At 72.1% G+C, this 26,770-nt stretch carries 24 protein-coding genes; 16 read left to right on the top strand and 8 right to left on the bottom strand.

From position 1 onward, the window contains the following. Positions 1-720: 720 nt before the first annotated feature. Positions 721-3,105 (bottom strand): ABC transporter permease, encoded by a 2,385-nt coding sequence (locus tag Q2K21_RS11025; protein ID WP_310769446.1) that lies wholly within the window; start codon positions 3,103-3,105, stop codon positions 721-723. Further along, entirely contained in the window at positions 3,102-3,806 is a 705-nt protein-coding gene (locus Q2K21_RS11020; protein ID WP_310769444.1) for an ABC transporter ATP-binding protein, read from the bottom strand. The genes Q2K21_RS11025 and Q2K21_RS11020 overlap by 4 nt, the downstream gene beginning before the upstream one ends. 213 nt (positions 3,807-4,019) lie before the next feature. On the opposite strand from Q2K21_RS11020, the gene Q2K21_RS11015 reads away from it, so the two are divergent. Together Q2K21_RS11015 and Q2K21_RS11010 are read left to right on the top strand one after the other, a co-directional pair. Further along, complete coding sequence (locus Q2K21_RS11015; RefSeq protein ID WP_310769442.1) at positions 4,020-5,354, top strand: sensor histidine kinase; 1,335 nt, start codon at positions 4,020-4,022, stop codon at positions 5,352-5,354. Beyond that, positions 5,351-6,040, top strand: a complete 690-nt coding sequence (locus tag Q2K21_RS11010; RefSeq protein ID WP_310769440.1) for a response regulator transcription factor — start codon at positions 5,351-5,353, stop codon at positions 6,038-6,040. The genes Q2K21_RS11015 and Q2K21_RS11010 overlap by 4 nt, the downstream gene beginning before the upstream one ends. Positions 6,041-6,147: 107 nt before the next feature. Here the strand turns inward: Q2K21_RS11010 and Q2K21_RS11005 are convergent, their stop codons facing one another. Beyond that, a complete protein-coding gene (locus Q2K21_RS11005; protein WP_310769438.1) occupies positions 6,148-7,542 on the bottom strand; it encodes an amino acid permease in 1,395 nt (464 codons plus the stop codon). Positions 7,543-7,839: 297 nt separating this feature from the next. Here Q2K21_RS11005 and mmuM point away from each other — a divergent pair, with 297 nt between their 5' ends. Beyond that, entirely contained in the window at positions 7,840-8,778 is a 939-nt protein-coding gene (gene mmuM / locus Q2K21_RS11000; RefSeq protein ID WP_310769436.1) for a homocysteine S-methyltransferase, read from the top strand. A gap of 60 nt (positions 8,779-8,838) precedes the next feature. Here mmuM and Q2K21_RS10995 read toward each other — a convergent pair whose 3' ends face one another. Beyond that, the gene (locus Q2K21_RS10995; protein WP_310769434.1) at positions 8,839-10,464 is read right to left on the bottom strand and encodes a carboxylesterase/lipase family protein; all 1,626 of its coding nucleotides are present in this window, start codon (positions 10,462-10,464) and stop codon (positions 8,839-8,841) included. 280 nt (positions 10,465-10,744) lie between these two features. On the opposite strand from Q2K21_RS10995, the gene Q2K21_RS10990 reads away from it, so the two are divergent. Then, complete coding sequence (locus tag Q2K21_RS10990) at positions 10,745-11,797, top strand: LacI family DNA-binding transcriptional regulator (RefSeq protein WP_310769432.1); 1,053 nt, start codon at positions 10,745-10,747, stop codon at positions 11,795-11,797. Here the strand turns inward: Q2K21_RS10990 and Q2K21_RS10985 are convergent. Then, positions 11,794-12,450: a ThuA domain-containing protein gene (locus Q2K21_RS10985; RefSeq protein ID WP_310769431.1), complete on the bottom strand. Its 657-nt coding sequence runs from the start codon at positions 12,448-12,450 to the stop codon at positions 11,794-11,796. The two genes, Q2K21_RS10990 and Q2K21_RS10985, sit on opposite strands and share 4 nt — an antisense overlap. Before the next feature lie 321 nt (positions 12,451-12,771). On the opposite strand from Q2K21_RS10985, the gene Q2K21_RS10980 reads away from it, so the two are divergent. From Q2K21_RS10980 to Q2K21_RS10970, 3 genes are all read left to right on the top strand, one after another. Then, the gene (locus tag Q2K21_RS10980; RefSeq protein WP_310769429.1) at positions 12,772-13,596 is read left to right on the top strand and encodes a helix-turn-helix domain-containing protein; all 825 of its coding nucleotides are present in this window, start codon (positions 12,772-12,774) and stop codon (positions 13,594-13,596) included. Next, positions 13,593-13,784: a DUF397 domain-containing protein gene (locus tag Q2K21_RS10975; RefSeq protein ID WP_310769427.1), complete on the top strand. Its 192-nt coding sequence runs from the start codon at positions 13,593-13,595 to the stop codon at positions 13,782-13,784. Before Q2K21_RS10980 ends, Q2K21_RS10975 begins: the two co-directional genes overlap by 4 nt. 71 nt (positions 13,785-13,855) lie before the next feature. Then, on the top strand, positions 13,856-14,254 hold the full coding sequence (locus Q2K21_RS10970; RefSeq protein ID WP_310769425.1) for a VOC family protein: 399 nt from the start codon (positions 13,856-13,858) through the stop codon (positions 14,252-14,254). Here Q2K21_RS10970 and Q2K21_RS10965 read toward each other — a convergent pair. Both Q2K21_RS10965 and Q2K21_RS10960 read right to left on the bottom strand, forming a co-directional pair. Next, positions 14,240-14,962: a helix-turn-helix transcriptional regulator gene (locus Q2K21_RS10965; protein ID WP_310769423.1), complete on the bottom strand. Its 723-nt coding sequence runs from the start codon at positions 14,960-14,962 to the stop codon at positions 14,240-14,242. The two genes, Q2K21_RS10970 and Q2K21_RS10965, sit on opposite strands and share 15 nt — an antisense overlap. A 10-nt stretch (positions 14,963-14,972) precedes the next feature. Beyond that, positions 14,973-15,908 carry an AraC family transcriptional regulator gene (locus Q2K21_RS10960; RefSeq protein WP_310769422.1) on the bottom strand — a complete coding sequence of 312 codons (936 nt, stop codon included), beginning with the start codon at positions 15,906-15,908 and terminating at the stop codon, positions 14,973-14,975. A gap of 80 nt (positions 15,909-15,988) precedes the next feature. Between Q2K21_RS10960 and Q2K21_RS10955 the strand changes: the two genes are divergently transcribed. Continuing rightward, complete coding sequence (locus Q2K21_RS10955; protein ID WP_310769420.1) at positions 15,989-16,822, top strand: NAD(P)H-binding protein; 834 nt, start codon at positions 15,989-15,991, stop codon at positions 16,820-16,822. Positions 16,823-16,991: 169 nt separating this feature from the next. Here Q2K21_RS10955 and Q2K21_RS10950 read toward each other — a convergent pair whose 3' ends face one another. Next, positions 16,992-18,161, bottom strand: a complete 1,170-nt coding sequence (locus tag Q2K21_RS10950) for a YihY/virulence factor BrkB family protein (protein ID WP_310769418.1) — start codon at positions 18,159-18,161, stop codon at positions 16,992-16,994. Positions 18,162-18,283: 122 nt separating this feature from the next. Here Q2K21_RS10950 and Q2K21_RS10945 point away from each other — a divergent pair, with 122 nt between their 5' ends. The 8 genes from Q2K21_RS10945 (at position 18,284) to Q2K21_RS10910 (ending at position 26,770) form a co-directional block, all read left to right on the top strand. Continuing rightward, positions 18,284-19,918: an acyl-CoA dehydrogenase family protein gene (locus Q2K21_RS10945; RefSeq protein ID WP_310769416.1), complete on the top strand. Its 1,635-nt coding sequence runs from the start codon at positions 18,284-18,286 to the stop codon at positions 19,916-19,918. Between the two features lie 369 nt (positions 19,919-20,287). Then, positions 20,288-21,610, top strand: a complete 1,323-nt coding sequence (locus Q2K21_RS10940; protein ID WP_310769414.1) for a GAF domain-containing protein — start codon at positions 20,288-20,290, stop codon at positions 21,608-21,610. A 162-nt stretch (positions 21,611-21,772) separates the two neighbouring features. After that, the gene (locus tag Q2K21_RS10935) at positions 21,773-23,161 is read left to right on the top strand and encodes a hypothetical protein (RefSeq protein WP_310769411.1); all 1,389 of its coding nucleotides are present in this window, start codon (positions 21,773-21,775) and stop codon (positions 23,159-23,161) included. A 119-nt stretch (positions 23,162-23,280) separates the two neighbouring features. Continuing rightward, entirely contained in the window at positions 23,281-23,853 is a 573-nt protein-coding gene (locus tag Q2K21_RS10930; protein WP_310769408.1) for a GNAT family N-acetyltransferase, read from the top strand. Positions 23,854-23,980: 127 nt separating this feature from the next. After that, positions 23,981-24,064 carry a putative leader peptide gene (locus Q2K21_RS10925; protein ID WP_310739661.1) on the top strand — a complete coding sequence of 28 codons (84 nt, stop codon included), beginning with the start codon at positions 23,981-23,983 and terminating at the stop codon, positions 24,062-24,064. Positions 24,065-24,186: 122 nt separating this feature from the next. Next, complete coding sequence (locus Q2K21_RS10920; RefSeq protein WP_310769406.1) at positions 24,187-25,878, top strand: nitrite/sulfite reductase; 1,692 nt, start codon at positions 24,187-24,189, stop codon at positions 25,876-25,878. Then, positions 25,875-26,054, top strand: a complete 180-nt coding sequence (locus Q2K21_RS10915; RefSeq protein ID WP_310769404.1) for a hypothetical protein — start codon at positions 25,875-25,877, stop codon at positions 26,052-26,054. Before Q2K21_RS10920 ends, Q2K21_RS10915 begins: the two co-directional genes overlap by 4 nt. Next, positions 26,051-26,770: a phosphoadenylyl-sulfate reductase gene (locus Q2K21_RS10910; RefSeq protein ID WP_310769402.1), complete on the top strand. Its 720-nt coding sequence runs from the start codon at positions 26,051-26,053 to the stop codon at positions 26,768-26,770. The genes Q2K21_RS10915 and Q2K21_RS10910 overlap by 4 nt, the downstream gene beginning before the upstream one ends.

The following is a 26,770-nucleotide window of genomic DNA, read 5'->3' as shown; positions in this document are numbered from 1 at the left end:
CACATGGTTCAACGCTTTCCACGAAGCGGCCCGCGAGGACCTGGGCATCCAGGGCAACGTCACTGGCGAGAAGCACCCCGAGCGCGATCTCCTGGTCCCGCCATCGCGCCGAACCCCACAGAGGACTGACGCGCGGCTCTGCACACGGAGCCATAAAAGGCCTGCTCCATTTCGGCTTCGGCCGGGCGCCCCTGGGGCCGGCACTGGCGTCCCGAGCCGCGCGCGCCACGCTGGGGACGCCATAACCGCCCCCGGCGGCCCCGCACCTTGGGTGAAATCTGGGTGATGGTCAAGCTCCTCACCCCCGCCACCAGCCTCGCCAGACCATCATGCAGCGGCTGACTTTTCCGCCTCCCGAACTACCGCTCCGGCCCACCGCTCTCCCCCGCTCCCATCCCGTCCGCCGTCGACCCACACACCGTGGAGCGGGCGTTGGTGGACGGGATGGGAGCCCACCACGCACGCCATCCACGGGCCCGCAGTCGGGAACGGCGCCCCCTCCACCCGGTGCCGCCCGATCCCCCGCCGGTGTTCACCGTGCTTCCCGTCCTCGTGTGTGCCGAATCCGTCCTCCACGACATTCATCTGACGTCTGACGGGGCGTCGACTGCTGGCGCAGATGATGCCGGGCCGCCTCCTCGGCTTCGGGTGGGACCTGCGTTGATCACTCTTGTTGGTCGCCGACCGGCCTTTTGCTGAGCGCCGGCGGCCGGGCACGGTTCACTCGCTGCGCAGCGCGGTGGCCGTGTCTTTCCTGGCGGCCCAGCCGGCCGGCAGCAGCGCGCCCGTCACCGCGATGAGCAACCCGCCGAGGGCGAGCATGGCCAGCTGGAGAGCGTGGTAGACGGCGATGTCCGAGGTGGGCAGGGTCATGCCGACGGCTTTGCCCATGAGCGGCGTGACGTACCGGTGCAGGGCGACCCCGGCCGGGACCCCCGCCGCGCCGGCGAGCAGGCCGATTCCGGCGACCGAGGTGACGACCATGGTCACGGTCTGGCGGGGGGCCATGCCCAGGGCCTTGAGGACGCCGAGGTCGTGGACGCGGTCGCGGGTTTCGAGGACCACCGTGTTGAGCACGCCGAGGCCGGCGACCGCGACGAGCATCAGGGTGAGCAGCCCGATCAGCGTGTCCATGGCCGTGATCACGCTGGACGTATCGCTGGTGTCGGCCGAGGCGACGGCACCGACCGGGTCCAGCGCACGGTTGAGTGAGGCCAGGTACTGCGCCGGATCCGTGCCCGGTTCCGTCTCCACCTCGTACCGGCCCGGTTTCGCGTCGAGTCCCAGTGCCGCGAGGGTCGAGGCGGGGGTCAGGAGCTCCATGCCCTCGCCCTCGGTGAAGAACGCCTCCCCGACGATCCGCACCGAGGCGTGCCGCCCCTGCTCCGTCAGGGTCACCTTGTCCCCGATACGGATTCCGGCGGCTTTCAGGAACCGGGAGGTGACCACTGCCTGGCCCGGGCCGTCGAGCCAGCTGCCCGAGACCATCTTGGGGGCGGCCCATGACGCATCGCCCTGGTATGCCACCACGGTGGTGGGGCCGGTGATCCCGGACGCGCTCGCCTCCGCCCGGGTCGTGCCGTAGAAGCGGCTTGTCCCCTGCTGCGCACGGAGCACGGCGGTGACTTGCGCCGGGTCGGCCTTCTGCGTGTCGGACCCGCCGTCTGCGGGGACCGCCTGGGCGCCGGGCGGCGCCTGCCCGCCGCCGGTCGCCACCACGACCGAACCGGCGGAGTCGAGCATGCGGCCTTCCTGAACGGCCCCGAGCGTGAGGGCGAGCCCGACCCCGAAGGTGACGGTGGCGGTACCGAAGGCGACCGCGGCGGCCGTCGTCGCCGAACGGGCCGGGCGGGCAAAGGGGTTGGCCAGCCCGAGGCTGACCGCGCGCGGCAACGGCAGCCGTCCCGTCAGCCGCCGTGCCAGGCGCCCCCGACCGGCGTCGGGCGTACGCCCGACGGTGATCGCCTCCACGGTGCGCAGCCGGCCCGCGCGCAGCGCGGGCACCAGAGCGGCGCCCGCGACCATGGCGAGGGCCGTGGCAGGCACCACCACGTCGATCCACACGGAAATCGACGCCGACGGGCCGTGGAAGGCTGTTCCGACCTCACCGAGCACCGGAACGGCCAGCAGGTTGCCCAGAACCAGCCCCAGGGCGCAGCCGACCGCCGCCGGGATCAGCGCCTGCCCGATGTAGGCCCGTACGACCTGCGCCGGGGTGAAGCCGAGGGACTTGAGAATGCCGATGCGCCGGGTCGCGGCACCGACCGCGCCGCTGACCACGATGCCGATGACCAGAGTCGACAGGAGCAGTCCGAGCACACCGAAAGCGGCCAGGAAGGGCACGAACGCCATCGCGTTGGCGGTCTGCTGCTGCCTGACGGTCAGATAGGAGTGCGCCCCGGTCATCGCGCCCTTCGGCACCGCCGCGGTGATCGTGGCGCGGTCGGCGGCCATCTGGGCGTCCGTACCCGCGTGGCGGAAGCGATAGAGCATCTCGTAGGTGAGTGGGCCACCCGTCGCGGTCAGTGCCTCGGCCTGCGCGGGAGTCACCCAGGCATCCGCGGTGCCGGTCACCGACCGGGCCACCCCGACCACGGTCAGCGTGGGGCTGCCCGGCGCGTCGGGGAGCGTCAGCCGCGCGCCCGGCTCCACGGGCACCTCGTCGTACGCCACCACGATCTGCCCGGGGCCGGTGGCCCAGGTGCCCTCGACGAGGTCGACCCTGTCGACGGGGTCGGCGGCATCCGCCCGACCGGCGACGGTCAGTGGCGGCAGATCGACACCGGCCGGAAGAGCATCCGAGTCGGAGGCCGTGCGCGGGCGGACCGACAGGGTCAGGAAGGGTCCGGCCGCGGCGGTCACGCCGGAGGCGCGCGCGGTTGCCGCGAGCTTCGCGGCCGTCACCTTCGTCCCATCGAACTGCGCGGTCAGGTGGGCGCCGCGCTGCTCGGCGAAGGCGCGGTCGAAGGGTGCCTGGGACGCGACGAGCACTCCGGCGGCGAGGACCGACGCGGTGACGGCCATGAGCGTGGTCAGGACCATCGCGGCGGTCTGCACGCGCCGCCGCCCGACTCCGGCGCGTACCACCCGTCCGAGGGCGCTCATCGGGACACCACCGCCGCGTGCGCGGTGTCCCGTACGATCCGGCCGTCGACCAGCTCGACGGTCCGGGTTGCGCAGGACTCGGCAAGGCCCAGGTCATGGGTGACCAGGACGATCGTCTGCCCTTCCCGGTTGAGGTCGGTCAACAGTTCCCGGACGTCCTCTCCGGAGGCGCTGTCCAGTGCGCCCGTGGGCTCGTCGGCCAGCAGCAGGGCCGGACGGTTCATCAGGGCCCGGGCGACCGCGACCCGCTGACGCTCCCCGCCGGACAGCCTGCCGGGGTAGGCGTCGGCGTGCCGGTCGATGCCGAGGTACTCCAGCAGCCCGGCGGCACGGCTGCGGGCCTCGACCCGGGGTACGCCCGCCAACTGGGCGGGCAGCAGCACATTGTCGGTCACCGTCAGGTCGTCCAGAAGGTTGAAGAACTGGAAGACCATGCCGATCTTCGCCCGCCGGTACCGCGCCGACCCGGCCTCGCTCAGCTCGTCCACCCGCAGCCCGTCGACCGTGACGCCGCCCGTGCTCGGACGGTCGAGTCCCGCGATCAGATTGAGCAGCGTCGACTTTCCGCTGCCGGACGGCCCGAGGACGGCGAGTGCCTCTCCGGCAGGCACACTCAGGGTCACGTCGGCGAGGGCCGGCGGTCCCTCGCCGTACGTCCTGGTCACCTCGCGGATGTCGATGACGGGTGTGGTCGCTGCCACGGTGCCTCCCCGGGCCGGTGGTTGACGGTTCGTCCCGAAGCTAGGGGCCGGACGCGGCCCGAGGCGTCGTCCGCTGCGGCGAAACCGGCTGCCGTCCCGGGATGACCCGCCCGGCGCGTCATCCTTGCGATGTACACGGCGGATGTAGCTGCGTCCGCGCCCCTCCGCAGCAGGACGGACGTGGGCGGCTACGGGGCTTGACACACTGTGCCCATGGGCAGGGGTGTGCGGGCGGAGATCGTGGAACAGTGGCGGACGGGTGCTGCGGCGCTGCTGCGCTCCAGCCCGCTGCCGCGCCCGTCCCGCTGGATGTGGACGGCTGACGCGATCCTCGCCTTCGTCCTCGCCGCCTGCACGGCGGGCGCTGCCTACAGCCGGGGCGGCACGACCGCACCCGCTCCGCCGGTTCTCGTCCCGACGCCGCCGCTGCTGCCTGTGCCGGACAAGGTTCCGGCTGCTCCGTTCCCGCCCGTCGGCGTGGCACAGCACCTCGAAACCGTCCAGCCGTGGCAACTGGCGCTGGCGGCCCTGACCGCACTGCCTCTGGTGGTACGGCGCAGATTTCCGCTGTCCTCGTTCTGGGCCGTGATCGTCGCGAGCCTGCTGTTCAACCAGCGCCCGGGCGGCGGTGACCCGACCCTGTACACCTTCCTCTCGTGCGTGGTCGCCGCCTACAGCGCAGCCGTGTACAGCCCGCACCGGGCGCGCACGCTCATCGGTCTGGTGGCCGGCGCCGGCCTGCTCGCCGCGTACCACGAGGAGAACTTCCCGTCCTTCACACCGGGTCTGGTGCCGTTCCTCGTGCTGCTCGGGGTGGGGCTGGGAGCCAACGCGGTCCACACCTGGAAGCAGCGCCTACGCGTCCTGCGGGAGGAGCACGAGGCCGCCACACGGTTGGCCGTCGACCGTGAACGCTCCCGTATCGCGCGTGAATTGCACGACATCGTCACCCACAATGTGAGCGTGATGGTGATCCAGGCGGGCGCGGCCCGCAAGGTGATGGACACCGCGCCCGAACGGGCCCGCGGGGCACTGCTGGCCGTCGAGGCCGGCGGGCGCACCGCGATGGCCGAACTGCGCCACGTCATGGGCTTGCTCACCATGGCCGACGACGGCCCCGACCCGGCCGCCGAGGCCGACCTGGCGCCGCAACCGGGCCTCGGCCAGGTCCCGGCCCTCACCGACCGCATGCGCGAAACCGGTGTCCCCGTCGAATTGACCGTCACGGGCACGCCGGCCCTCCTCCCCGCAGGCGCCGACCTGGCCGCGTACCGCGTGGTCCAGGAGGCGCTGACCAACACCGTCAAGCACGCCGTCGGCGCCCGTGTGCGGATCGCCATCGACCACGTCCCAGGCGCCGTGCACATCGAGGTGTCCGACACCGGCGGCACCGGCGAGGCACCGGCCGGGCGCGGCGGCGGCCACGGACTGATCGGCCTGCGTGAACGCCTCGCCGTCTACGGAGGCACCCTCCAGGCGGGCGAACGCCCCACCGGCGGCTTCCGCGTCCGCGCCGTCATACCAGTCGCAGTTGAGGAGACGGCGTGAGCGAGCCGCCGCGCGTGGTGATCGCCGACGATCAGGCGCTGGTCCGCACCGGCTTCAGCCTGATCCTGGCGGCAGACGGTATCGACGTCGTCGCCGAAGCCGCCGACGGGGACGAGGTGATCGACGCGGTCCACCGCACCCGCCCCGACCTGGTCCTGATGGACATCCGGATGCCCGGGACCGACGGTCTGGAAGCCACGCGGCGCATCCTCTCCGGCGCCATGCCCGATCCACCCCGCATCGTCATACTGACCACCTTCGACCTCGACCGCTACGTGTACGCCGCACTGACCGCGGGCGCGAGCGGCTTCCTCCTCAAAGACGTCACCCCCGAGCACCTGGTCGCCGCCGTCCGCCTTGCCCGCACCGGTGACGCGCTGCTCGCTCCGGCCATCACCCGACGTCTCGTCGAACGCTTCGTCGCCGGCGACACCCAGGCTGTCGCCCTGCACCGGGACCTGTCGGTGCTCACCCCCCGCGAGCTCGAAGTCCTCCGTTCGCTCGGCAGCGGCCTGAGCAACGCCGAACTCGCCGCACGTTTCCGCTTGAGCGAGGCCACCGTGAAAACCCACGTGGCCCGGATCCTGGCCAAGCTCCGCCTGCGCGACCGCGCCCAGGCCGTCGTCGTGGCCTACGAGACGGGACTGATCACCCCGGGCGCGGGCGCCCCGGCGACGGAGCCGTAGACGGGAGCAGCCAGCGAGTCGGTGGCGGGGCTGTGACATCCGGTCGCACCGCGAAGGGATCCGGGCACGTGGCCGCCTCCGTCATGACCAGCCGGATTCGGGCGGGGTCATGCGGGCGTGTGGTTCTCGCGCCGCTCGCTCGGGTTCTCGCGCCGTCCGCGCAGCCACACGTACACCGGGATGCCCGCGAAGAGGAACAGCACGCCCTGGTAGACCGCCGCGTAGCCCGCACCCGCGATCAGCCAGAAGGAGAACGCGAAGGACAGGGCCGCGACGATCAGGTCGCGCACCAGGCCGGCCGGGCGGACGCGCTCCCGGGTGCCCCGCGCCAGCCAGTACAGCTGGGCCGCCGCCGACAGCAGATACGGGACGCAGCCGGTGAACGTGGTGATCAGGACGAGGACGCGGAAGGTGGTGTCCGGGCCCGCGGTGTAGTTCAGGGCGATCAGCAGCGTGCCGAGGACCGCGCAGGCCCAGACGCCGAAGCCGGGCACGCCGCCCTTGCCGACGCGGGCGAACGGCGTCGGGAAGAGTCCGTCGCGGGCGGCGGCGTACGGCATCTGCGCGGCCAGCAGGATCCAGCCGTTGAGGCAGCCGGTGATCGAGGCGACGGCCACCAGGGCGATCGCGGTGCCGCCCCAGTGGCCGCCGGTGATCACGTCCACGGCGTCGGCGAAGGGCGCGCCCGATTTGGTGAGCCTGTCGTGCGGGACCAGGCCGAAGACGGCGACCGTGCCGAGGAGGTAGACGAGGGCGGAGCCGAGGGTGCCCAGCACGCTGGCGCGGCCCACCGTGCGCTCGGGGTCGCGGACCTCGCCGGCACTCATCGCGGCGGACTCGACGCCGAGGAAGCTGTAGAGGAGGAGCGCGGCGGAGGCGGCGACCGCGCCGGTCACGCTCTGGCCCGAGGCGTTGAACGGCCCGAAGTTGTCGGTGTCGATGAAGAACAGGCCCACGGTGGCGACCACGAGCAGCGGAACGAACTTCAGGACCGTCGACACCACCTGTACCGCGCCGACCCAGCGGGTGCCCACGAAGTTCGCGACGGCCGGCAGCCAGAGCGCGGCGAGGGCCACGACGGCTTCGAGGGCGTGGTTGCCGTGCAGGGGTATCAGTACGTCGACGTACCCGACGACCGCGACGGCGAGCGCGGCGATGCTGACCCAGCACATCGTCCAGTACGACCAGGCCGACAGGAAGCCCGCGAATTCGCCGAACGCGTCGCGCGGGTACACGTACAGGCCGCCGGTGACCGGGCTGCGCCGCGCGAGCCTGCCGAAGAGCAGGGCCAGCAGCACCGCGGCGACGGACAGCACGACGAACGCGAGCAGGCTGACCGTGCCGTACGGGGCGACGGTGGCGGGCAGGGCGAAGATGCCACCGCCGATGATGTTGCCCATGACCAGGGCGGTGGCGGCGGCGAGTCCGAAGGTGCGGCGGCGGCCGGGCGCGGCCGTGGCCGGCTCGGGCTCGGTGGCCTCGGTGGTGCTGGTGGCAGTCATGACGCTTCCGGGTTCGGGGAGGGACGCGCCGAGCGGCGACGTACGCATACGAAGGGGCGGGGAGGTGGGGGCGGGGAGGCAGGGATCGTACCCCGGCATCCCACATGCTGGGCGATCTGTTCACTTACTGGACACAAACGCTCGACACCAACGTTCGGCACGAACGCTCGACACCAACGCTCGACACCCACGCTCGACACCACCGCTCGGCGCGAACGCTCGTCGACTGCTCCCCGGCGCCTGCCCACGTACTGGACGCCCACGGGCATCCCCCCGCCCTTCGACTAGCGTCATGACATGACCAGCAACACCACTCCCGTCCTCGCCGAGGCCCTGGCCGCCACGACCGTCGTCCTGGACGGCGGCATGTCGAACCAGCTGGAATCGGCCGGGCACGACCTGAGCGACGAACTGTGGTCGGCGCGGCTGCTCGCGGAGCGGCCGGAGGCGATCACCGAGGCGCACCTCGCGTACTTCGAGGCGGGCGCGGACGTGGCGATCACGTCCAGCTACCAGGCCACGTTCGAGGGCTTCGCGAAGCGCGGCATCGACCGCGAGCGGGCGGCCGGGCTCCTCGCCCTGAGCGTCGGGCTGGCCCGCGAGGCGGCGGAACAGGCACATGCCAAGGGCGTCACGCGACCGCTGTGGGTGGCGGCGTCCGTCGGCCCGTACGGCGCGATGCTCGCCGACGGCTCCGAGTACCGGGGCCGCTACGGCCTCACCGTCGCCGAGCTGGAGGCCTTCCACCGCCCGCGCCTTCAGGCGCTGGCCGCCGCGGGCCCCGACGTGCTGGCCATGGAGACGATCCCGGACACGGACGAGGCCGCGGCCCTGCTGCGGGCGATACGCGGGCTCGGTGTCCCCGCGTGGCTGTCGTACACCGTCGCCGGCGACCGTACGCGCGCCGGCCAGCCGCTGGAGGAGGCGTTCGCCCTGGCCGCCGAAGCGGACGAGGTGATCGCGGTGGGCGTCAACTGCTGTGCCCCCGAGGACGTGGACGGCGCGGTCGAGACGGCCGCGCGCGTGACGGGCAAGCCGGTGGTGGTCTACCCGAACAGCGGCGAGAGCTGGGACGCCGAGGCCCGCGCCTGGGACGGCCGCTCCACGTTCACCGCGGCCCAGGTCACCCGCTGGCGCGACACCGGGGCACGGCTGATCGGGGGGTGCTGCCGGGTGGGGCCGGAAGCGATCGCTTCGATCGCGGGGGTGCTGGGGTCGGCGGCGTCCTCGGCCTGAGCAGTCCTGCCGACGGCGTCCTCGGCCAGAACACCGCGGCCGGTCGCACCGGACACCCCGTCACCCCAAAGGGTCCTCGTCCCGCCGCCCCACTCCCCCCGCCCGCCGCAACCGCCGCACCGTCGACAGCGGCACCGCGCCCCGCAGCAGCGAACCGGTGCCGGTTGGCGGTGTCGCGGGCTCCAGCGGGGTGGACGCCGTCTCCCACAGCGCCATCGCGGTGTCGCGGGGGCCGTGTACCACCGGGTCCCCGTCGCCGCCGAAGATCCGTACCGGGTGCGTGGCGTCCCACGCGGGCCAGCCCGGGTCGCCGTCCACCGCGAAACGCACCCATGCCCCGTGCATCTCGTGGGCGAGTTCGCGGGGCGCGCCGGGGCCGGCCAGTTTCGCCGCTTCCGGCACCTCCGCGCTGTCGAAGACGAAGCCCAGCTCCAGGGCGTGGCAGGCGCCGAGGCCGGGGAGGAGTGAGCGCCAGGCGAACTCGTAGACATACGTGGGCGTCCGCTCCGTACGGGAGTCGGCCAGGCGATGCAGCGGATAGCGGAGCAGGTAGTCCGTCACCATCTGGCCCACCAGGTCGGAGGCGGGCGCGTCCGGGTGGGCGATGCGGTAGCCGAGGGGGACGTCGGGGCCGCAGTGGCAGCGGGCCATCGCACCGGCCAGCGCGACCGCGCCCAGCCTGTCGATGCGCTCGGTCAGCCCGGTGGGCACGAGCCAGAGGCGATGTTCCTCGCTGGTCCAGCCCATGAGCAGGGGGATGTCACCGGCGGCGCCGTCGAGCAGTGCCTCCAGAGGGTCCCGGGGCACCAGGTCGCCGTCGACCACGATCCCGAACGCGGGGCCGCCCAGGATCGGGGTGGCCCGGCGGCCCACCTCCGCCTGGGTCTCGGCCAGCAGCGCCCGGTCCACCTCGGCGAACGCGGCCGCCGTCGCCGGCACCTTCAGCTTGGTGGCCATGCGCCGCACCAGGCGCCGTACCTTCTCCCGTTCCGTCGACTCGGGCGGCCCGCTCTGCAGCACCGCCTGCCGGAACAGCCCCCGGGTGCGGGGACTGGCCAGCAGCGCGCCGATGCTGATCGCGCCCGCGGACTCGCCGAAGACCGTGACGCGGTCCGGGTCGCCGCCGAACTCGGTGATCGCCTCGTGCACCCACTCCAGCGCCGCCAGCTGGTCTCGCAGCCCGGAGTTGGGTGGAGCGTCCGGGAAGAGGCCGTAACCCTCCACCCCCAGGCGGTAGTTGAAGGAGACAAGCACCACGCCGTCGCGGGCGAACGCCGTGCCGTCGTAGACGGGGACCGCCGACGAGCCGCGGGTCAGGGCGCCGCCGTGCACCCACACCATGACCGGGAGCCGGGCGCCGGGGCCGGGTTCCGGTGTCCACACGTTCAGGTTGAGGCAGTCGTCACCGGCGACCACCGGGTCGGAGAGGTAGCGGCCGAACGCGTCCGAGTAGGGCGGTTTCGGCGGTGTCGGCCCGAACGCGCCCGCGTCCCGCACTCCGTCCCAGGGTTCGGGCGGGACGGGCGGGCGAAAGCGGTGCGGGCCGTACGGCGGGGCGGCGAAGGGGATGCCCCGGAAGACGGCGACCCCCTTCTCGTATCGGCCACGCACGGCTCCGCAGGGAGTGCGGACCACCGGGTCCGACGGGGTCGGGGGGTTCGCTGTCGCCTCGTCCGCACGGTCCATCCGGCCTTCTCCTCATCGCTGGGGACTGCCCGCCTGACGGCATCACATCACTACCCGGGCCCGGGGCACGGTGCGGCCGGGACGGGCGGGTCCGCGTGTCCCGCCGCACGGCCCACCGATGCGGCCAACCGACGCGGGCCGCCGACGCGGCCGACGCGGGCCACCGAATGCTCCGTCTTCCACGTCAACTCGTCCCGGCCTTAAGGTAGAAAGCGCTTGCCAACAGGTCGCCGTTCGAGAACGTTCGAGGCCCTCGGGACGGGGCCGGAGAGGTGGGCCCATGGTGCGTACCGCAGGCGCGGCCGGACCGACCCTCGCGGTCGTCGCACGTGAGGCCGGCGTCTCCGTGCCGACGGCGTCCAAGGTCGTCAACGGCCGTGAGGACGTGGCACCCGAGACCAGACGCCGCGTCACCGAGGCCCTGGACCGGCTCGGTTACGTCAGAAGACCCCGCTTCGAGGCGAACAAGCCGCCCGCCCTGATCGACCTGGTCGTCCACTCGCTGGAGAGCTCCTGGTCCGGCGCGATCCTCCACGGCGTGGAGGAGGCCGCGCACGACGCGGGCCTGGAGGTGGTGGTCTCGGCGGGCCTGACCCGCACCCGTGGCGGGCGCCCGGAGCGCGGTTGGCTCGACAAGCTGTCGGCGCGCGGCTCGGCGGGCGTCCTGTTCAACCTGGCCGAGCTGACCCCGTCCCAGTACGCGTGGCTGGAGCAGCACCGCGTCCCGTACGTCCTCATCGATCCGGTCCTGGAGCCGCCGCCGGGCGTGGTGTCGGTGGGCGCGGCCAACTGGCAGGGCGGGGTCGCCGCCACCGAGCACCTGCTCGCCCTCGGCCACGAGCGGATCGCGGTCGTCGGCGGCTACCGGCGCAAGCAGTGCAGCGGCGCACGGCTCGCCGGCTACCGATCGGCACTGTCGGCGGCCGGGATCCGTCACCGCCCCGAATACGTGCGCCACGGCAACTTCGACGAGACCACCGCGCACCACCGCATGCTGCAACTGCTCGACCTGCCCGAGCCGCCGACCGCCGTCTTCGTCTGCTCGGACTGGATGGCCCTGGGGGTGTACGCGGCACTCGCGGAACGGGGGCTGCGTGTGCCGGACGACATGAGCGTCGTCGGGTTCGACGATCTGCCGGAGGCACGCTGGGCCGCTCCGCCGCTGACGACCGTACGGCAGCCGCTGTCGGAGATGGCGGCGACAGCGCTGCGCCTGCTGGTGCGCATGATGGCGGGCGCACGGCCGGAGGGCACCCGGACCGAGCTGTCGACGCGCCTGGTGGAACGGGCGAGCACGGCGCCGCCGCGCCAGGGCCTGTCTGACAGTCCCTAGGCCACCTGAGCCGCCCAGCGGATGCCGCCGAGGAGATGGGCGCGGAAGTCCGGGTCCTCGTACGCCTCGGAGGCGTGTCCGAGCGCCGTGTAGAAGACCCGGCCCGCACCCTGCTCGCGGCACCACACCAGCGGGTGGTCGTCGCCCATCCCGCCGCCCTCGTACGAGGATTCGTCCGCGGAGGCGAGCACGCGCACCGCCCCGCGCGGACTGGCCTGGAAGTCGTACCACTCGTCCGTGAACTCCCAGACGGCGGGCAGGTGCCGGGTCGCCGGATGACCACGGTCCTCGACGACCGCCTTGCCCGGCTGGTACGCGGGGTGCCGCACGAACCGGGCCCCCAGCAGTTCGCCGTAGTAGGGCCAGTCGTACTCGGTGCAGGTGGCCGCGTGCACGCCGACGAAACCGCCACCGGCCTGCATGTACTCCATCAGCCGGGTGCGGCCCTGGGGGGTCAGAACCTCGCCGCTGGTGGAGAGGAAGACCACCGCGGCGTACGCGTCGAGGGGCGACTCGAAGACGCCGGGGTCCTCCGTCGCGTCGGTCTCGAAGCCGTGCGCGGCGCCGAGGGCGCGTACGGCGGCGACGGCGTCCGGTATGGAGTCGTGCCTGTAGCCGGTGGTGCGGGTGTAGACGAGGACACGGAAGGTCATGCACCCGAGCCTAAGATCGCGGCTGCCTCGGCCCCAATGGCGCGAGGGGACCGAAAGTTTCGGATCCACCCGCGCCGAGCGACTTCGTCGTGCTTTCCGATCAGGTGGCGCGGCCGGCTGCGACACGCGGATGCGACGGCGGCGGATCTGGGCAGTACTCAACCCAGCCTTGGACGGCGGGCCGACACCCGCGTGGATTTCCCTGTTCACATGGCGGGAGTCACACTCCGTGGCAATCATGAAACAGTGCGTGCACTCGTGCGGGCTGATTGCACGAGTGCGCGACGGTGAACGTATGCACGCGGGTGGGGGGTGGACCGCATGGGCACGACTCGACGGTCACGGAGGAACGCCTCGGCGATGAAGATGGTGGGCGCGCTGCTCGCCCTCTTCCGTGAGGCCGCCGGATATACGCAGAGATCGCTCGGCGAACGGTTCGTGGTGGGCGAGCAGCAGATCGCCTCGATCGAGCAGGGCAGACGGCCGCTGAAGCCGGATCTTGCCGAGCAGCTCGACGAACTTCTCGATACGAAGGGGGCGTTGTCGACTGCGTTGAGCAGGATGCCAGAGGTGGATCTCGTCCCGTTGTGGGCCGAGGAGTACCTGGACTGCGAGCGTGAGGCGATTGCGATCTCGTGGTACGAGAACCAGGTGCTACCTGGCCTGCTGCAGACAGATGCGTACGCGGAGGCGGTCTTCTGCAGCCGTGTCCCTGTCTACGGCGAGGACGAGATCACGCAGTTGGTGGCGAAACGCATCGAGCGCCAGGCGATCCTGCACCACAAGGACCCACCGATCGCCTCCTTCATGGTCTGGGAGCCGGCGGTACGGGCCCCCATCGGCGGGAAGGAAGTCTGGGTCGAGCAGTTGCGGCATCTACGTGCGTGTTCCGAACTCCCGGGCCTCATGCTCCAGGTCCTGCCGTTGGACCGCACAACCCACGCAGGGCTCAACGGTCCCTTCATCCTGCTGGAGACACCCGAACATCAGCGGCTCGCCTACGCGGAGACGCAACGCGGCAGCCAACTGATCGCCGCCCCGGACGAGGTGTCAATCCTCACCCAGAAGTATGCGATGCTGCGGTCGCAGGCCCTCACCCCCGAGGATACGAGGGACCTGCTGGACCGACTCCTAGGAGAGCGATGACCGGCACCGCACTTGAGTGGTTCAAATCGAGCTACAGCGGCGACGAAGGCGGCGCATGCCTCGAAGTGGCCGTCCAGCCCACCACCATCCACATCCGCGACTCCAAAACCCCCACCGCCCCCCACCTCACCGTCACCCCCTCCACCTGGACCGCCTTCCTGAAGCTCGCCCACAACAGCGGTTGTTAGACCTTCCGGTGAGGCGCCGGGTGTCCGATTCCTTCAAGACCGGCGCCCGCGCCCCTGCCTACCGTGGCCGCATGACTCCACGATTCGATGCCATCGGGCTGGTCGTCTCCGACATGGCGGCCGCCGTCACGTTCTACCGTCGGCTCGGGTTCGCGTTCGCCGAGGGGGCGGAGGCGCTGCCGCACGCGGAGGCGGAGCTGCCCGGCGGGCTGCGGCTGCTCTTGGACACCGAGGACACCGTGCGCTCCTTCCATCCCGGCTGGCAGCCGCCCACGGGAAGCGGCCGGGCCGCGCTGGCCCTGCGGTGCGGGTCGCCCGCCGAGGTGGACGCCGTCTACGAGGACCTGGTCGGTGCCGGACATCACGGCGAGCTGAAGCCGTGGGACGCCTTCTGGGGGCAGCGGTACGCCGTCGTGCACGACCCCGACGGCAACGGCGTCGACCTGTTCGCCCCGCTAGCGGGTCAGTAGATCGCCCAGCGGCATGCCCGCCAACTCCCGTACGTCCCGTGCGAGATGTGCCTGGTCGGCGAAGCCGGTACGGGCCGCGGTGTCGGCGAAGGGCACCCCGGACCGCGCCAGCGCGAGCGCCCGTTGCAGCCGCAGCACTCGGGCCAGTGTCTTCGGACCGTAGCCGAACGCGATGAGCGAGCGGCGGTGCAACTGGCGTGCGCTCAGGCCCAGTTCGTCGGCAGTGGCGGCGACGGAGCGGCCCGCGTCGAGCGCCGCGACCAGCGTGCCGAGCAGCGGGTCGGGGTCGGCCGCCTGCCCGGCGCGGTCCAGCGCGATCCGCTCCAGCGCGCTCGCCGGGTCGGCGGCGGCGTCCACGCGCCCGGTCAGCCGACGCACCTCCGCGGCGGGCCACAGATCGGCCAACTCGACGCGTCGGTCGCGGAGTTCGTACGCCGGAACGCCGAGGAAGGTGGGTGCGGTACCGGGCTGGAACCGGACTCCGGCCCAGCGGGTGGGCGGGCCGTCCGGGTGGTACGCGTGCGTGTCCGGGCCGGCGACCAGGAGTCTGCCCTCGGTCCACAGGAGGTCCATGCATCCGTCGGGCAGGACCGGCCGCCGGGCGGTGGCGGCGGTCGGCGTGCTGGTCCACACGACCGCGCCCGCGAGCCGGGATGCCCGTTCGGTGTAACCGGACCCAAAGGCGACAAAGTCTCCGCCCACAGCCACGTGCGTCACGCTATGCCACCCGCGTCCGGTGTTCCTGCGGACTGACGCCGTACACCCGTTTGAAGGCGCTGGACAGCGCGAACGCGCTGCCGTAACCGACCTGGCGGGCGATCGCGTCCAGGGTGTCCTCGCTGTCGCGCAGCCGGTCGGCCGCCAGGGCCAGGCGCCAGCCGGTGAGGTACGTCATCGGGGGCTCGCCCACGAGATCGCCGAACCGGCGGGCGAGCGCGGCCCGGGACACCCCGGCGGTCGCGGCCAGCGACGCCACGGTCCAGGGGTGGGCCGGATCGTCCTGCACGAGCCGTAGCACCCGGCCGACGACCGGGTCGGCCAGCGCCCGGTACCAGGCGGGCGCCTCCGCCCCCGGCCGGGCGAACCAGGCCCGCAGCGCGGCGATGACGAGCAGGTCGAGAAGCCGGTCCAGGACGACTTCCTGGCCCGGTTCGTCGCGCACGATCTCGTCCATGAGGATCGGGGTGAGCGGGCAGTCCCAGACCTCGGGGGTGAGGGTGAGCAGGGGCGGCAGGGCATCGAGCAGACGGCCGCTGATCTCGCCCTGCATCAGGTAGGTGCCGATGAGCATGACCGTGGAGCCGTCCAGGCGGTCGCCCCAGGAGCGGACGCCCAGGTCCATGGCCCCGTTCAGGGGCCGTCCGTCGGGGTAACGGCACTCGGCGCCCGGCAGGACCAGCGCCTGGGGCTCGGTCGCCGGGTCGTCGCCGCAGGTGTACGGGTCCGGGCCGCGGGCGATGGCCAGGTCGCCCGCCCGCAGCCGCACCCGCTCCCCCTTGTCCGGGACGACCCAGCCGTCCCCGCGGACCATGAGCATGACCGTCAGCGGAGCGCGGTCCTCGACCCGCACGGCCCATGGGGGGTCGAAACACGCCCGGATCATGAAGGCGCCCCGCGCGCGGGGGCCGTCCAACAGTCCTGCGAGTGGGTCCATGGCGTCAGAGTAGACGTGTGCTTATGGGAAGGAGCCGTTCAGCGATGGTTCCTTGTCGCGTAGGGCAGTTGGCTGAAGGCATGGCAGACAGCACACGGAACATGACGGTGGCGGTGACCGGGGCCTCGGGGCGGACGGGCAGCCGGGTGGTCGAGGCCGCGCGGGCGGCCGGTCTGGCCGTACGGGCCGCGTCCCGGGCGACCGGCTTCGACTGGGAGGACCGGACGACGTGGGCGCGAGCGCTGCGGGGCGCGGACGCGGCGTACCTGATGTACCCGACGGACGTCGGCTCCCCGGCGGCGGCCGGGGCGGTGGGCGCGCTCGCCCGGGAGGCGGTCGGACTCGGCGTACGGCGGCTGGTGCTGCTGTCGGCGCGCGGGGAGGAGTGGGCGCGGCCGGCGGAGGAGGCGCTCAAGGGGTCGGGGGCGGAGTGGACCGTCGTAAGGGCGGCCTGGTTCGCCCAGAACTTCAGTGAGGGGCCGCTCGTGGAGGGGCTGCGCCACGGGGAGCTGGTGTTTCCGGCCGGGGAGGTGCGGGAGCCGTTCGTCGACGTGCGGGACATCGCGGATGTGGTGGTGACGGCGCTGACGTCCGGTGACCGGTACGCGGGGCACATCCTCGACATCACGGGTCCCAGGCTGCTGTCCTTCCGGGAGGCGGTGGCGGAGATCGCGGAGGCGACGGGGGCCGAGCTGACATACACCCCGGTGTCGGCGCGGGAGTACGGGCGGGAGCTGGCGGGTTTCGGGATGCCCGTGGACGAGGTGGAGTTCCTGGTGGAGCTGTTCGAAGCCCTGCTGGACGGCCGTAACGCCCGTCTCTCGGACGGTGTGCGGCGGATCCTCGGCCGGGCCCCGCGCGACTTCACGGACTTCGCCCGGGAGAACGCGGCGGCGGGGGTGTGGAAGGCGTGACCGCCGCACGGCTGCCGGCCGGCGCGAGGACCTCACGTCGGCCCGGCAGCCTGCCGCACAGTCCCGCCGGCCGGCACCCGCGCAGACAGCCCCATCGCCCGGCAGCCGCCCACACAGTCCCATCGCCCGGCAGCCGCCCACACAGTCCCATCGCCCGGCAGCCGCCCGCTCAGTCCCCCTCACCCTCCCCCTTGTGCGGCTGCCGAGGTGCGTGTTGTGGCTGCTGGTGGGCGCTGCGCACATTCGTCCGCAGGCGGGAGGTGACGTCCTCCGGGGGCAGGAAGCGGGACCAGCGCTCCGGGAACTCGGACGGCATGTCCGGGTCCTCGGGGTCGGCGACACGGGCCGCGGCCGCCCATGCCACGTACTCCGCGGCCTGCTCCTGGCGCAGCCGCTCGTTCTCCGCGCGCGCGGCCGCCGTCGCCGCGGCCGGCCACACCCGGTCGATCGCCGCGTTGACGGCGGCGCCGACGAGGACCGCGAAGGCGGACACACCGATCCACAGCAGCACGGCGACGGGCGCGGCCAGCGAACCGTAGATGGTCGGCCCCTCGACCGTGTGCGTGAGGTAGATGCGCAGGAGGAAGCTGCCCAGCACCCACATCGCGAGCGCCACCAGGGCACCGGGTACGTCCTCCACCCAGGGGGAGCGCACCGGCACCGACACGTGGTACAGCGTTGTCAGGAACACGACCGACAGAACGATGACCACCGGCCAGTACAGGACCTGCACCACCGTCGTCGACCAGGGCACGATGTTCACCACCGCGTCCGGCCCCGCCACCATCAGCGGCAGCGCGACCGAGCCGATCAGCAGCGCCACGATGAAGAGGACGAAGGCGAGCAGCCGGGTCTTGACGATGCCCCGGGTGCCGTCGAGCCCGTACATCACCGTGATCGTGTCGATGAAGACGTTCACGGCCCGCGAGCCGGACCACAGGGCGAACAGGAAGCCGATGGAGATGACGTCGGGGCGGCCGCCCTTCATCACGTCGTGCAGGATCGGCTGGGCGATCTCCGTGACACCCTTGTCGGACAGAACGGTGCGAGACGCCTCCAGGAGGTTGTTCTCCAGGCTCTGGATGGTGTCGGCGCCGGTCCAGTCGTCGACGTATCCGAGCAGCCCGATGAGGCTCAGCAGCAGCGGCGGCACGGACAGCAGCGTGAAGAACGCCGCCTCGGCCGCGAGACCCAGAATGCGGTACTCCATGCAGGAGTTGACCGTGTCCTTCAGCAACAGCCAGGCGGTCCTGCGCTTGGAGACATTCCGGTAGAGGGCACGCGCCCGGTGGAGCCGACCGGACGGCTGCTCGGGGGTTTCACTTGCTGCTGACTGCACGCCTTAACCGTATCCGCCGTACGGGCCCACGCTCATCCCCTGGTGAGGCAGCCGCGAGGGACGCGGCGTGGCACCTTGCCCATTCGGGTGACCGGCGGCGTACCGGCGGGTAGTTTCGTCACATGGCAGCCAGCACGCACAACGTGACCAACCAGGCTCCGCCGCTGGTCGCATATGACGTCTTCACCGCCGACCGCGCTCTCCTGGAGGCCGTCGAGCGGCATCTGGACCCCACGCTCCTCGACGAGGCCCGTGCCGAGTTGTCGGCGCTCGGGCGCAGCGCCGGCTCCGTCCAGGCGCAGGAGTGGGGGGTGCAGGCCAACGAGTACCCGCCGAGGCTGCGGAGCCACGACCGCTACGGCAACCGTATCGACGAGGTCGACTTCCATCCGGCCTGGCACCGGCTGCTGGGCAAGGGGGTCGCCGCCGGGCTGACGGCGGCCTGGGCGCGCCCGGGCGGGCATGTGCGCCGGGCGGCGGCGTTCGTGGTCTGGACGCAGGCCGAGGCGGGCCACGGCTGTCCGCTGTCGATGACCCATGCCGCGGTGCCCGCCCTGCGCACGGATCCGGTGCTCGCCGCCGAGTGGGAGCCCCGGCTGACCTCGATGGTCTACGAACGGGGTCTGCGTCCCGCCGCTCAGAAGGCCGGTGTCATCTTCGGCATGGGCATGACGGAGAAGCAGGGCGGCAGCGACGTACGCGCCAACACGACCGAGGCCCGGCCGCTGGCCGAGGACGGGACGTACGAGCTGACGGGGCACAAGTGGTTCTGCTCGGCGCCCATGTCGGACGGGTTCCTGGTGCTGGCGCAGGCGCCGGGCGGGCTCACCTGTTTCCTCGTGCCGCGCGTGCTGGAGGACGGCACGCGGAACGTGTTCATGATCCAGCGGCTGAAGGACAAGCTCGGCAACCGGTCCAACGCCTCCAGCGAGGTCGAGTTCGACGGCACCTGGGCGCGCCGCGTCGGCGACGAGGGACGCGGGGTGCGCACCATCATCGAGATGGTCGCGGCGACGAGGCTCGACTGCGTTCTCGGCTCGGCGTCGCTGATGCGGCAGGCGGTGGCGCAGGCGATCCACCACTGCACCTACCGGGAGGCGTTCGGCGGCAGGCTCCTCGACAAGCCGCTGATGCGCAACGTGCTGGCCGATCTGGCCCTGGAGTCGGAGGCGGCGACGGTGCTGGGGCTGCGGCTCGCGGCGGCGTACGACGACGGGAGCGAGCAGGAGCGGGCGTTCCTGCGGCTCGCGGTGCCGGCCGCCAAGTACTGGGTGACCAAGCGCTGCACGCCGGTGGTGGCGGAGGCGTCGGAGTGCCTGGGCGGCAACGGTTACGTCGAGGAGTCCGGTATGCCCCGGCTGTTGCGCGAGTCGCCGCTCAACTCCATCTGGGAGGGCGCGGGCAACGTCCAGGCGCTCGATGTGCTGCGTGCGCTCCAGCGCGAACCGCACGCCTTGAACGCCTACCTCCAGGAGGTCGGGCGGGCGCGCGGCGCCGATCACCGGCTGGACGGCGCGATCAAGAACCTGCTCACCGAACTCGCCGACCTGGAGGGCATCGAGGCGCGGGCTCGTCGCCTGGTGGAACGGATCGCGCTGGTGCTCCAGGGGGCGCTGCTGGTCCAGTACGCGCCCCCGGAGGTCGCCGACGCCTTCTGCGCCTCCCGCCTGGGCGGGGACTGGGGCACGGCCTTCGGCACGCTGCCGCACAGCCTGGATCTGGCCACCGCGGTGGAACGGGCGCGTCCGGTCGCCTGACGCGTCACCGGCGCCCCCCCAGGGCGCATGGCGCGGGGGTGGTGCTGCGCCGACACGGCACCACCCCCACTCTCCTGGCCCCGGTCAAGGAGCGCGGACGCCGCCGCGGCGGCGTTGCACAAGTTTCAATCACCTCATATGCCCGCCGCCAGGGTTGCAAGGGGTTGCAACGTGCCGCGCCTCTTGTGACGCCTCGTTCGCCTCCGGACGCCTCAGCCGACACCGGCACGCGCCTCTTCGTCACATTCGCGTGGCCGGAGTGTGCCCCTCCGTCACCGGCAAGCGGCAGTATGAGCACCACCGTCACCACGGGTCCGGGCGTTCTGACCGGAAACGGCTGACGGAACGGTCAGGTTTCCGGAGGTTCCCGTGGCGCACTCGGCGAAAAACGTCTCGTGGCTCGTCACCCGGGACGCCGCGCAGGCGGCGCGCGTGCTCAGCGAAGTGCGCAGCGCCACGCTCGCGGGACAGCGGGCTCCCCTGCCACCGCGCCCGGTGATCGAGGCGTCATGGGGGCGCATGCTGCGCAGCGGGGTCGATCCCGACCACGACTTCCGGGCCGATCTGCTCGGCCGGGACGAGATCGAGCGGCGGCGCCGCGACTCGCCGCTGCGGCACGTGCTGCCGGTGCTGCGCGAGGGCCTGCTGTCGGTCGCGGACGTCGCCCAGCACATCATGGTCGTCGCGGACGCGGACGGGCGGGTGCTGTGGCGCGAGGGCTGTTCGCCGGTGCTGCGCAAGGCGGACGGGCTGGGTTTTGAACTCGGCGCGGACTGGGGGGAGGGCGTCGTCGGCACGAACGGCGTGGGCACCCCGGCGGTGACCCGGCAGCCCGTGCAGGTGTTCGCGTCCGAGCACTTCGTACGCTCCCACGCCTCCTGGACGTGTACGGGCGCACCGATCACGGACCCGCGTGACGGCCGGCTGATCGGGGTCGTGGATGTCAGCGGCCCGCTGGAGACGATGCATCCGGCGACGCTCGCGTGGGTGAACGCGGTGGCCAAACTCGCCGAGGCCCGGCTGCGGGAGGTGCACCTGACCTCGCTGGAGCGCCTGCGTGCGGTGGCGGCGCCGCTGCTCGCCAAGCTCGGCGGCCGGGCGCTGGCGGTGGACAAGGACGGCTGGACGGCGGCGGTGACCGGGATGCCGTACACGGACCGCGTGGCCCTGCCCGCGTCCCTCTCGCCCGGCCGCCGTCTGCTGCCGGCGCTGGGCCCCTGCGCGGTGGAGCCGCTCCCGGGCGGCTGGCTGATCCGGGCCGTGGACGCGCCCTCGCCGCAGCGCACCACGCGGATCGTGCTGGACGTCGCGCATCCGCGCCGCTGGTCGGTGACGGTCTTCGGGGACACGGGCTCCTGGACGCATGAACTCAGTCCCCGGCACGCCGAGTTGCTCTTCCTGCTGGCCCTCCACCGCGCGGGCCGCACGGCCGCGGCCCTGGCCGCCGACGTGTTCGGGGACCCGGCCCGCACCGTCACCGTGCGCGCGGAGATGTCCCGTGTGCGGCGGTACCTCGGGGCGTTCCTGGAACACCGGCCTTATCGTTTCTGCGAGTCGGCAAACGTGGAGGTGCTGACCCCGGACGACCCACGGGACCTGCTGCCGCACTCGATGGCGCCCGGGGTGGTGCGCGCACGGGGACCGCTCCTGGGGCTCGGCGAGACGTGGGAAGCCGCCGCCCGAACCCGGTGATGGGCCAAGTGTGCCCTCCGGGCGAGGGATTCCCCTCGCTTTACGGGGTCTTCGGCCGAGCGGCGTGCCATCTGCCGTACCATCCCCCTCACAGGCCACCCCACCGCTCCCTGGGTCAACGTTCGGACCACGAGGAGCAGTTGGCCTACGCCGGGAGGTTGTATGAAGCATCGTGGCAGGCACCGTCGCAGGCGCAGAGGTCGTGCGCTGCGGGCCACGCTGGCCGGAACCGCACTGGCACTGACCGCCGCCGCCACGCTGATCAGCACCTCGCAGGCCGCGGGCGGGAACAACCCCGGAAGCCTGGCCCCCGTCACCGCCGCCGCCGAGACCGCGAAGTTCCGTCTCCACGACGACCTCACCGAGCGCGGCACGCTCGACACGCTCACCCGTGCGATGGGCGGCAACGTCGGTGTCCACGACGTCCTCGCGTCCGCCGACCGCACCATGCGCGACCACTCGGAGTGCGACGCCGCCGAGACGGCCGCACTGCCCGTGAAGCCGACGGCCACGCGGGCCTACTGCTGGGACCAGGAGGACGCGACGACCACGCAGTGGCTGCCCCGGTCCGTCACCACCTCCGGGGACGCCGACGACGACGGCCTGTGGGGCCCGGACCGGGTCATCCTGTCCGGCTGGGCGCGCGACGGCCGCGGCTCCGGCGACCCGGCCGCCCACCGCGACCTCGCCCGGATCGCCTTCATCGACGCGAACGACCCGGCCCATCTCACCTACCAATGGGTGCTGCTGGTCGCCCCGCGCGCCGGCGGGAAGGACTTCGACGCCGTCCGCACCGGCCTGTCCGGCATGGTCTGGTACCAGGACAAGCTGATCGTCACCGCCCACGACTCCCTGCTGGTCTTCGATCTGAACCGGATCCTGGCGGCGAACGTCGGCAGCTCCGCCATCGGCCGGGTGAAGGGCGGCTACGCGGCACACGGCTACCAGTACGTGCTGCCGGCGATCGGCTCCTACCGCCTGACCGGTGGCCCCTGTTCGACGGCCGACGACCGCGGGGTCCCCTGCTTCTCCGCCCTCTCGCTCGACCGCACCTCGGCCCCGGCCAGCCTGGTGGCGAGCGAGTGGTTCGGGTCCGGGGAAACCCGGCGGCCGGCCCGCGTGTGGCGCTATCCGTTCAGCACCGTGCCCGGCCGCGGCGGCCTGCTCGCCACGGACGAGCGGGGCGACGTCAGGGCGACGGAGGCGTACGAGACGGACGCGACCGGCGTGCGGGGCGTGCTCTCGTACCGGCGGAGCGGCGCGGTCTCGGCGGACTGGTACATCGACCGGGCGCCCTCCGTCGGCGGCCGGCATGGCACGCTCTGGCGCCAGAACGCCTCCGGGGCCAAGGCGGCGACGTGCGAGGCCGACGAGACGCACGCGTGCTGGGGCCGGCACACCGCGTCCCTGTCGTACTGGCAGGAGACGGGCGAGCTGTGGACGCTGACGGAGGGGGCCACGAGCGGGGGCGACGGTTCGGCGCTCGGCTCGGCCGGCGGACGGGTGCTGTACGCGGTGCCGCTGGACGCGGTGGACGACGCGCTGGACTGAGCGACTCCGGGGAACGGCGGCGCGGGAATGTGCCCGAACTTCCCCGGGGTGGCTCAGCGCGCGAGCCGGGGCCCGGAACCCTTTTGTCGTACCGCGTGGCCCCGTGATTCCCTGGCCGCATGAGCAGCATCACCGTGACCACGTGGTCCCTGGAGCAGACGTCCCCGACCGATCTGCTGTCCGCCGCGGCCCCCGAGGGCGATGTCCGCATCGTCCGCGCGGAGGTGCCGTCGCCCGAGTTCAGCCGCTTCCTGTACGCATCGGTCGGCGGGGACATCCGCTGGACCGACCGGCTCTCCTGGACGTACGCGCGGTGGGAGGAGTACCTGAACCGGCGGGGCGTAGAGACGTGGGTCGCCTACGACCGGGGCACGCCCGCGGGGTACGTGGAGCTGGAGCCGCAGGACGACGGGGTCGTGGAGATCGTCTACTTCGGACTCGTTCCCGCCTTCCGCGGGCGGCGGATCGGCGGGCACCTGCTGTCGTACGGGGCCGCCCGCGCGTGGGACCTCGCGGACCGCTGGCCGGGGCTGGCGCAGACGAAGCGGGTGTGGCTGCATACATGCAGCAAGGACGGCGAGCACGCCATGGCCAACTACCAGCGCCGGGGCTTCCAGCTGTTCGACACCAAGGTCGAGGAGGAGCCGGAGGTTGCCGCGCCGGGCCCCTGGCCAGGAGCTGGGAGCCTCTGACCTGCACGGACGCCAAGGCGTCCGGGCCGTGTGATCGACGACACCCTTGTTCCACATGATGGGACAAGGGTGTCCGCATGACGGACGAAGCTGGACTGTGTCCAGAACGCCGTGACACGCTTCCGTCATGCCTGGAACTGGAATTGCCTTGGTGAGTCGGCGGCACGTCGACCTCGGCCGCATGTCCAGCGCCATCTGTCCGGCGAGCTGAGTACCCAGCCAGTACCGGTTTTTTCCCTTTTGCCCCTTGCGTAGTGACGCGCACGTACTAGTCGTGTGCCCGTATGCGCAGGCCAGAGCCGCTCCCCTGTCTGTCCGAAGGACGTACCCACCATGGCTGCCACCCCACAGAATCCCGCCACGCCCCGCCGCAAGGTGAGCCGTCACCGTGGCGAGGGTCAGTGGGCCGCGGGTCACTTCACCCCGCTCAACGGCAACGAGCAGTTCAAGAAGGACGACGACGGTCTCAATGTGCGGACACGCATTGAGACGATCTACTCCAAGCGGGGCTTCGACTCCATCGACCCCAACGACCTGCGCGGCCGGATGCGCTGGTGGGGCCTGTACACCCAGCGCAAGCCCGGGATCGACGGTGGCAAGACCGCGATCCTGGAGCCGGAGGAGCTGGACGACGAGTACTTCATGCTGCGCGTCCGCATCGACGGCGGCCGTCTGACGACGGCGCAGCTGCGCGTCATCGGCGAGATCTCGCAGGAGTTCGCGCGCGGCACCGCCGACATCACGGACCGGCAGAACATCCAGTACCACTGGATCCGGATCGAGGACGTGCCCGAGATCTGGAACCGCCTGGAGGCCGTCGGGCTGTCCACCACCGAGGCCTGCGGCGACACGCCCCGCGTGATCCTCGGCTCGCCGGTCGCCGGTATCGCCGAGGACGAGATCATCGACGGCACGCCGGCGATCGAGGAGATCCACCGCAGGATCATCGGCAACAAGGCGTTCTCCAACCTGCCGCGCAAGTTCAAGTCCGCGATCTCCGGCTCGCCCCTGCTCGACGTGGCGCACGAGATCAACGACGTCGCGTTCGTCGGCGTGAACCACCCCGAGCACGGGCCCGGCTTCGACCTGTGGGTCGGCGGCGGTCTGTCCACCAACCCGAAGATCGGCGTCCGGCTCGGCGCCTGGGTCCCGCTCGACGAGGTGCCGGAGGTCTACGAGGGCGTCATCTCCGTCTTCCGCGACTACGGCTACCGGCGGCTGCGCACCCGCGCCCGGCTGAAGTTCCTGGTCGCCGACTGGGGCGCGGAGAAGTTCCGCCAGGTCCTGGAGGACGAGTACCTGAAGCGGAAGCTGGTCGACGGCCCGGCGCCCGCGCAGCCCGTGGAGCGCTGGCGCGACCACGTCGGTGTGCACCGGCAGCAGGACGGCCGCTTCTACGTCGGGTTCGCACCGCGCGTCGGCCGCGTCGACGGCGCCACCCTGACGAAGATCGCGGAACTCGCCGAGGCGCACGGCTCCGGCCGGGTCCGGACGACCGCGGAGCAGAAGATGATCGTGCTGGACGTGGCGGAGTCGCAGGTCGACTCGCTCGTCGAGGGCCTGGAGGCCCTGGACCTGACGGTGAAGCCCTCCCCGTTCCGGCGCGGCACGATGGCCTGCACCGGCATCGAGTACTGCAAGCTCGCCATCGTCGAGACCAAGGCACGCGGTTCCTCGCTGATCGACGAACTGGAGCGCCGCATCCCGGACTTCGACGAGCCGATCACCATCAACATCAACGGCTGCCCGAACGCCTGCGCCCGTATCCAGGTCGCGGACATCGGTCTCAAGGGGCAGCTGGTCCTCGACGACAAGGGCGAGCAGGTCGAGGGCTTCCAGGTGCACCTGGGCGGCGCGCTCGGCCTGGAGGCGGGCTTCGGCCGCAAGGTCCGCGGTCTGAAGGTCACCTCGGAGGAGCTGCCGGACTACGTCGAGCGCGTCCTCAAGCGGTTCCAGGCGGAGCGCGAGGACGGCGAGCGGTTCGCGACCTGGGCCGCGCGTGCTTCCGAGGAGGCCCTGTCGTGAGCGAGCGGGCCGCCCCGTTCTACTGCCCCTACTGCGGCGACGAGGACCTGCGTCCGAGCGAGCAGGGGCATGGCGCGTGGGAATGCGCCTCGTGCAACCGGGCCTTCCAGTTGAAGTTCCTCGGGCTGCTCGCCCGGGGGTTTCAGCGAGCCGACAGCGGAGGGGACGAGATATGACGACCGTGAAGGAAGAACGCAGTACCGAGGATCTCAAGGCGCTCGCCGAGCAGGCCGGCCGTGATCTGGAGGACGCCTCCGCGCTGGAGATCCTCCAGTGGGCGGCCGACACCTTCGGCAAGCGTTTCTGCGTGACCTCCTCCATGGAGGACGCGGTGGTCGCGCACCTCGCCTCCCGTGCGATGCCCGGCGGCACCAAAGTGGACGTGGTGTTCCTCGACACCGGGTACCACTTCCCCGAGACCATCGGTACCCGTGACGCGGTCGAGGCCGTGATGGACGTCAACGTCATCACGCTCACCCCGCGCCGGACGGTCGCCGAGCAGGACGCCGAGTACGGCCCCAGGCTGCACGACCGGGACCCCGACCTGTGCTGCAAGCTGCGCAAGGTGCAGCCCCTCGAGGAGGGGCTGAAGGACTACAGCGCCTGGGCGACCGGACTGCGCCGCGACGAGTCCCCGACCCGGGCGAACACCCCGGTCGTCGGCTGGGACGAGAAGCGGCAGAAGGTCAAGATCTCGCCGATCGCCCGCTGGACTCAGGACGACGTTGACGCGTACGTCGCCGAACACGGCGTGCTGACCAACCCGTTGCTGATGGACGGCTACGCCTCCGTCGGCTGCGCCCCCTGCACCCGCCGGGTCCTGGCGGGCGAGGACGCGCGCGCCGGCCGCTGGGCGGGCCGGGCCAAGACCGAGTGCGGGCTGCACGGCTGA

This window comes from Streptomyces sp. CGMCC 4.7035 (assembly GCF_031583065.1).
In the GTDB taxonomy this organism is placed as follows: domain Bacteria; phylum Actinomycetota; class Actinomycetes; order Streptomycetales; family Streptomycetaceae; genus Streptomyces; species Streptomyces yaanensis.
Note: the sequence above shows the minus strand (reverse complement) of the source record. Positions and strands in the feature narration are given on the sequence as shown.

What these genes read in the sequence shown, in the direction of transcription:
- Q2K21_RS11025 (WP_310769446.1), bottom strand. Translation starts at nt 3,105, where the DNA reads ATGAGCGCCCTCGGACGGGTGGTACGCGCCGGAGTCGGGCGGCGGCGC.
- Q2K21_RS11015 (WP_310769442.1), top strand. Translation starts at nt 4,020, where the DNA reads ATGGGCAGGGGTGTGCGGGCGGAGATCGTGGAACAGTGGCGGACGGGT.
- Q2K21_RS11005 (WP_310769438.1), bottom strand. Translation starts at nt 7,542, where the DNA reads ATGACTGCCACCAGCACCACCGAGGCCACCGAGCCCGAGCCGGCCACG.
- mmuM (WP_310769436.1), top strand. Translation starts at nt 7,840, where the DNA reads ATGACCAGCAACACCACTCCCGTCCTCGCCGAGGCCCTGGCCGCCACG.
- Q2K21_RS10995 (WP_310769434.1), bottom strand. Translation starts at nt 10,464, where the DNA reads ATGGACCGTGCGGACGAGGCGACAGCGAACCCCCCGACCCCGTCGGAC.
- Q2K21_RS10990 (WP_310769432.1), top strand. Translation starts at nt 10,745, where the DNA reads ATGGTGCGTACCGCAGGCGCGGCCGGACCGACCCTCGCGGTCGTCGCA.
- Q2K21_RS10985 (WP_310769431.1), bottom strand. Translation starts at nt 12,450, where the DNA reads ATGACCTTCCGTGTCCTCGTCTACACCCGCACCACCGGCTACAGGCAC.
- Q2K21_RS10980 (WP_310769429.1), top strand. Translation starts at nt 12,772, where the DNA reads ATGGGCACGACTCGACGGTCACGGAGGAACGCCTCGGCGATGAAGATG.
- Q2K21_RS10975 (WP_310769427.1), top strand. Translation starts at nt 13,593, where the DNA reads ATGACCGGCACCGCACTTGAGTGGTTCAAATCGAGCTACAGCGGCGAC.
- Q2K21_RS10970 (WP_310769425.1), top strand. Translation starts at nt 13,856, where the DNA reads ATGACTCCACGATTCGATGCCATCGGGCTGGTCGTCTCCGACATGGCG.
- Q2K21_RS10960 (WP_310769422.1), bottom strand. Translation starts at nt 15,908, where the DNA reads ATGGACCCACTCGCAGGACTGTTGGACGGCCCCCGCGCGCGGGGCGCC.
- Q2K21_RS10955 (WP_310769420.1), top strand. Translation starts at nt 15,989, where the DNA reads ATGGCAGACAGCACACGGAACATGACGGTGGCGGTGACCGGGGCCTCG.
- Q2K21_RS10945 (WP_310769416.1), top strand. Translation starts at nt 18,284, where the DNA reads ATGGCAGCCAGCACGCACAACGTGACCAACCAGGCTCCGCCGCTGGTC.
- Q2K21_RS10935 (WP_310769411.1), top strand. Translation starts at nt 21,773, where the DNA reads ATGAAGCATCGTGGCAGGCACCGTCGCAGGCGCAGAGGTCGTGCGCTG.
- Q2K21_RS10930 (WP_310769408.1), top strand. Translation starts at nt 23,281, where the DNA reads ATGAGCAGCATCACCGTGACCACGTGGTCCCTGGAGCAGACGTCCCCG.
- Q2K21_RS10925 (WP_310739661.1), top strand. Translation starts at nt 23,981, where the DNA reads ATGCCTGGAACTGGAATTGCCTTGGTGAGTCGGCGGCACGTCGACCTC.
- Q2K21_RS10920 (WP_310769406.1), top strand. Translation starts at nt 24,187, where the DNA reads ATGGCTGCCACCCCACAGAATCCCGCCACGCCCCGCCGCAAGGTGAGC.
- Q2K21_RS10910 (WP_310769402.1), top strand. Translation starts at nt 26,051, where the DNA reads ATGACGACCGTGAAGGAAGAACGCAGTACCGAGGATCTCAAGGCGCTC.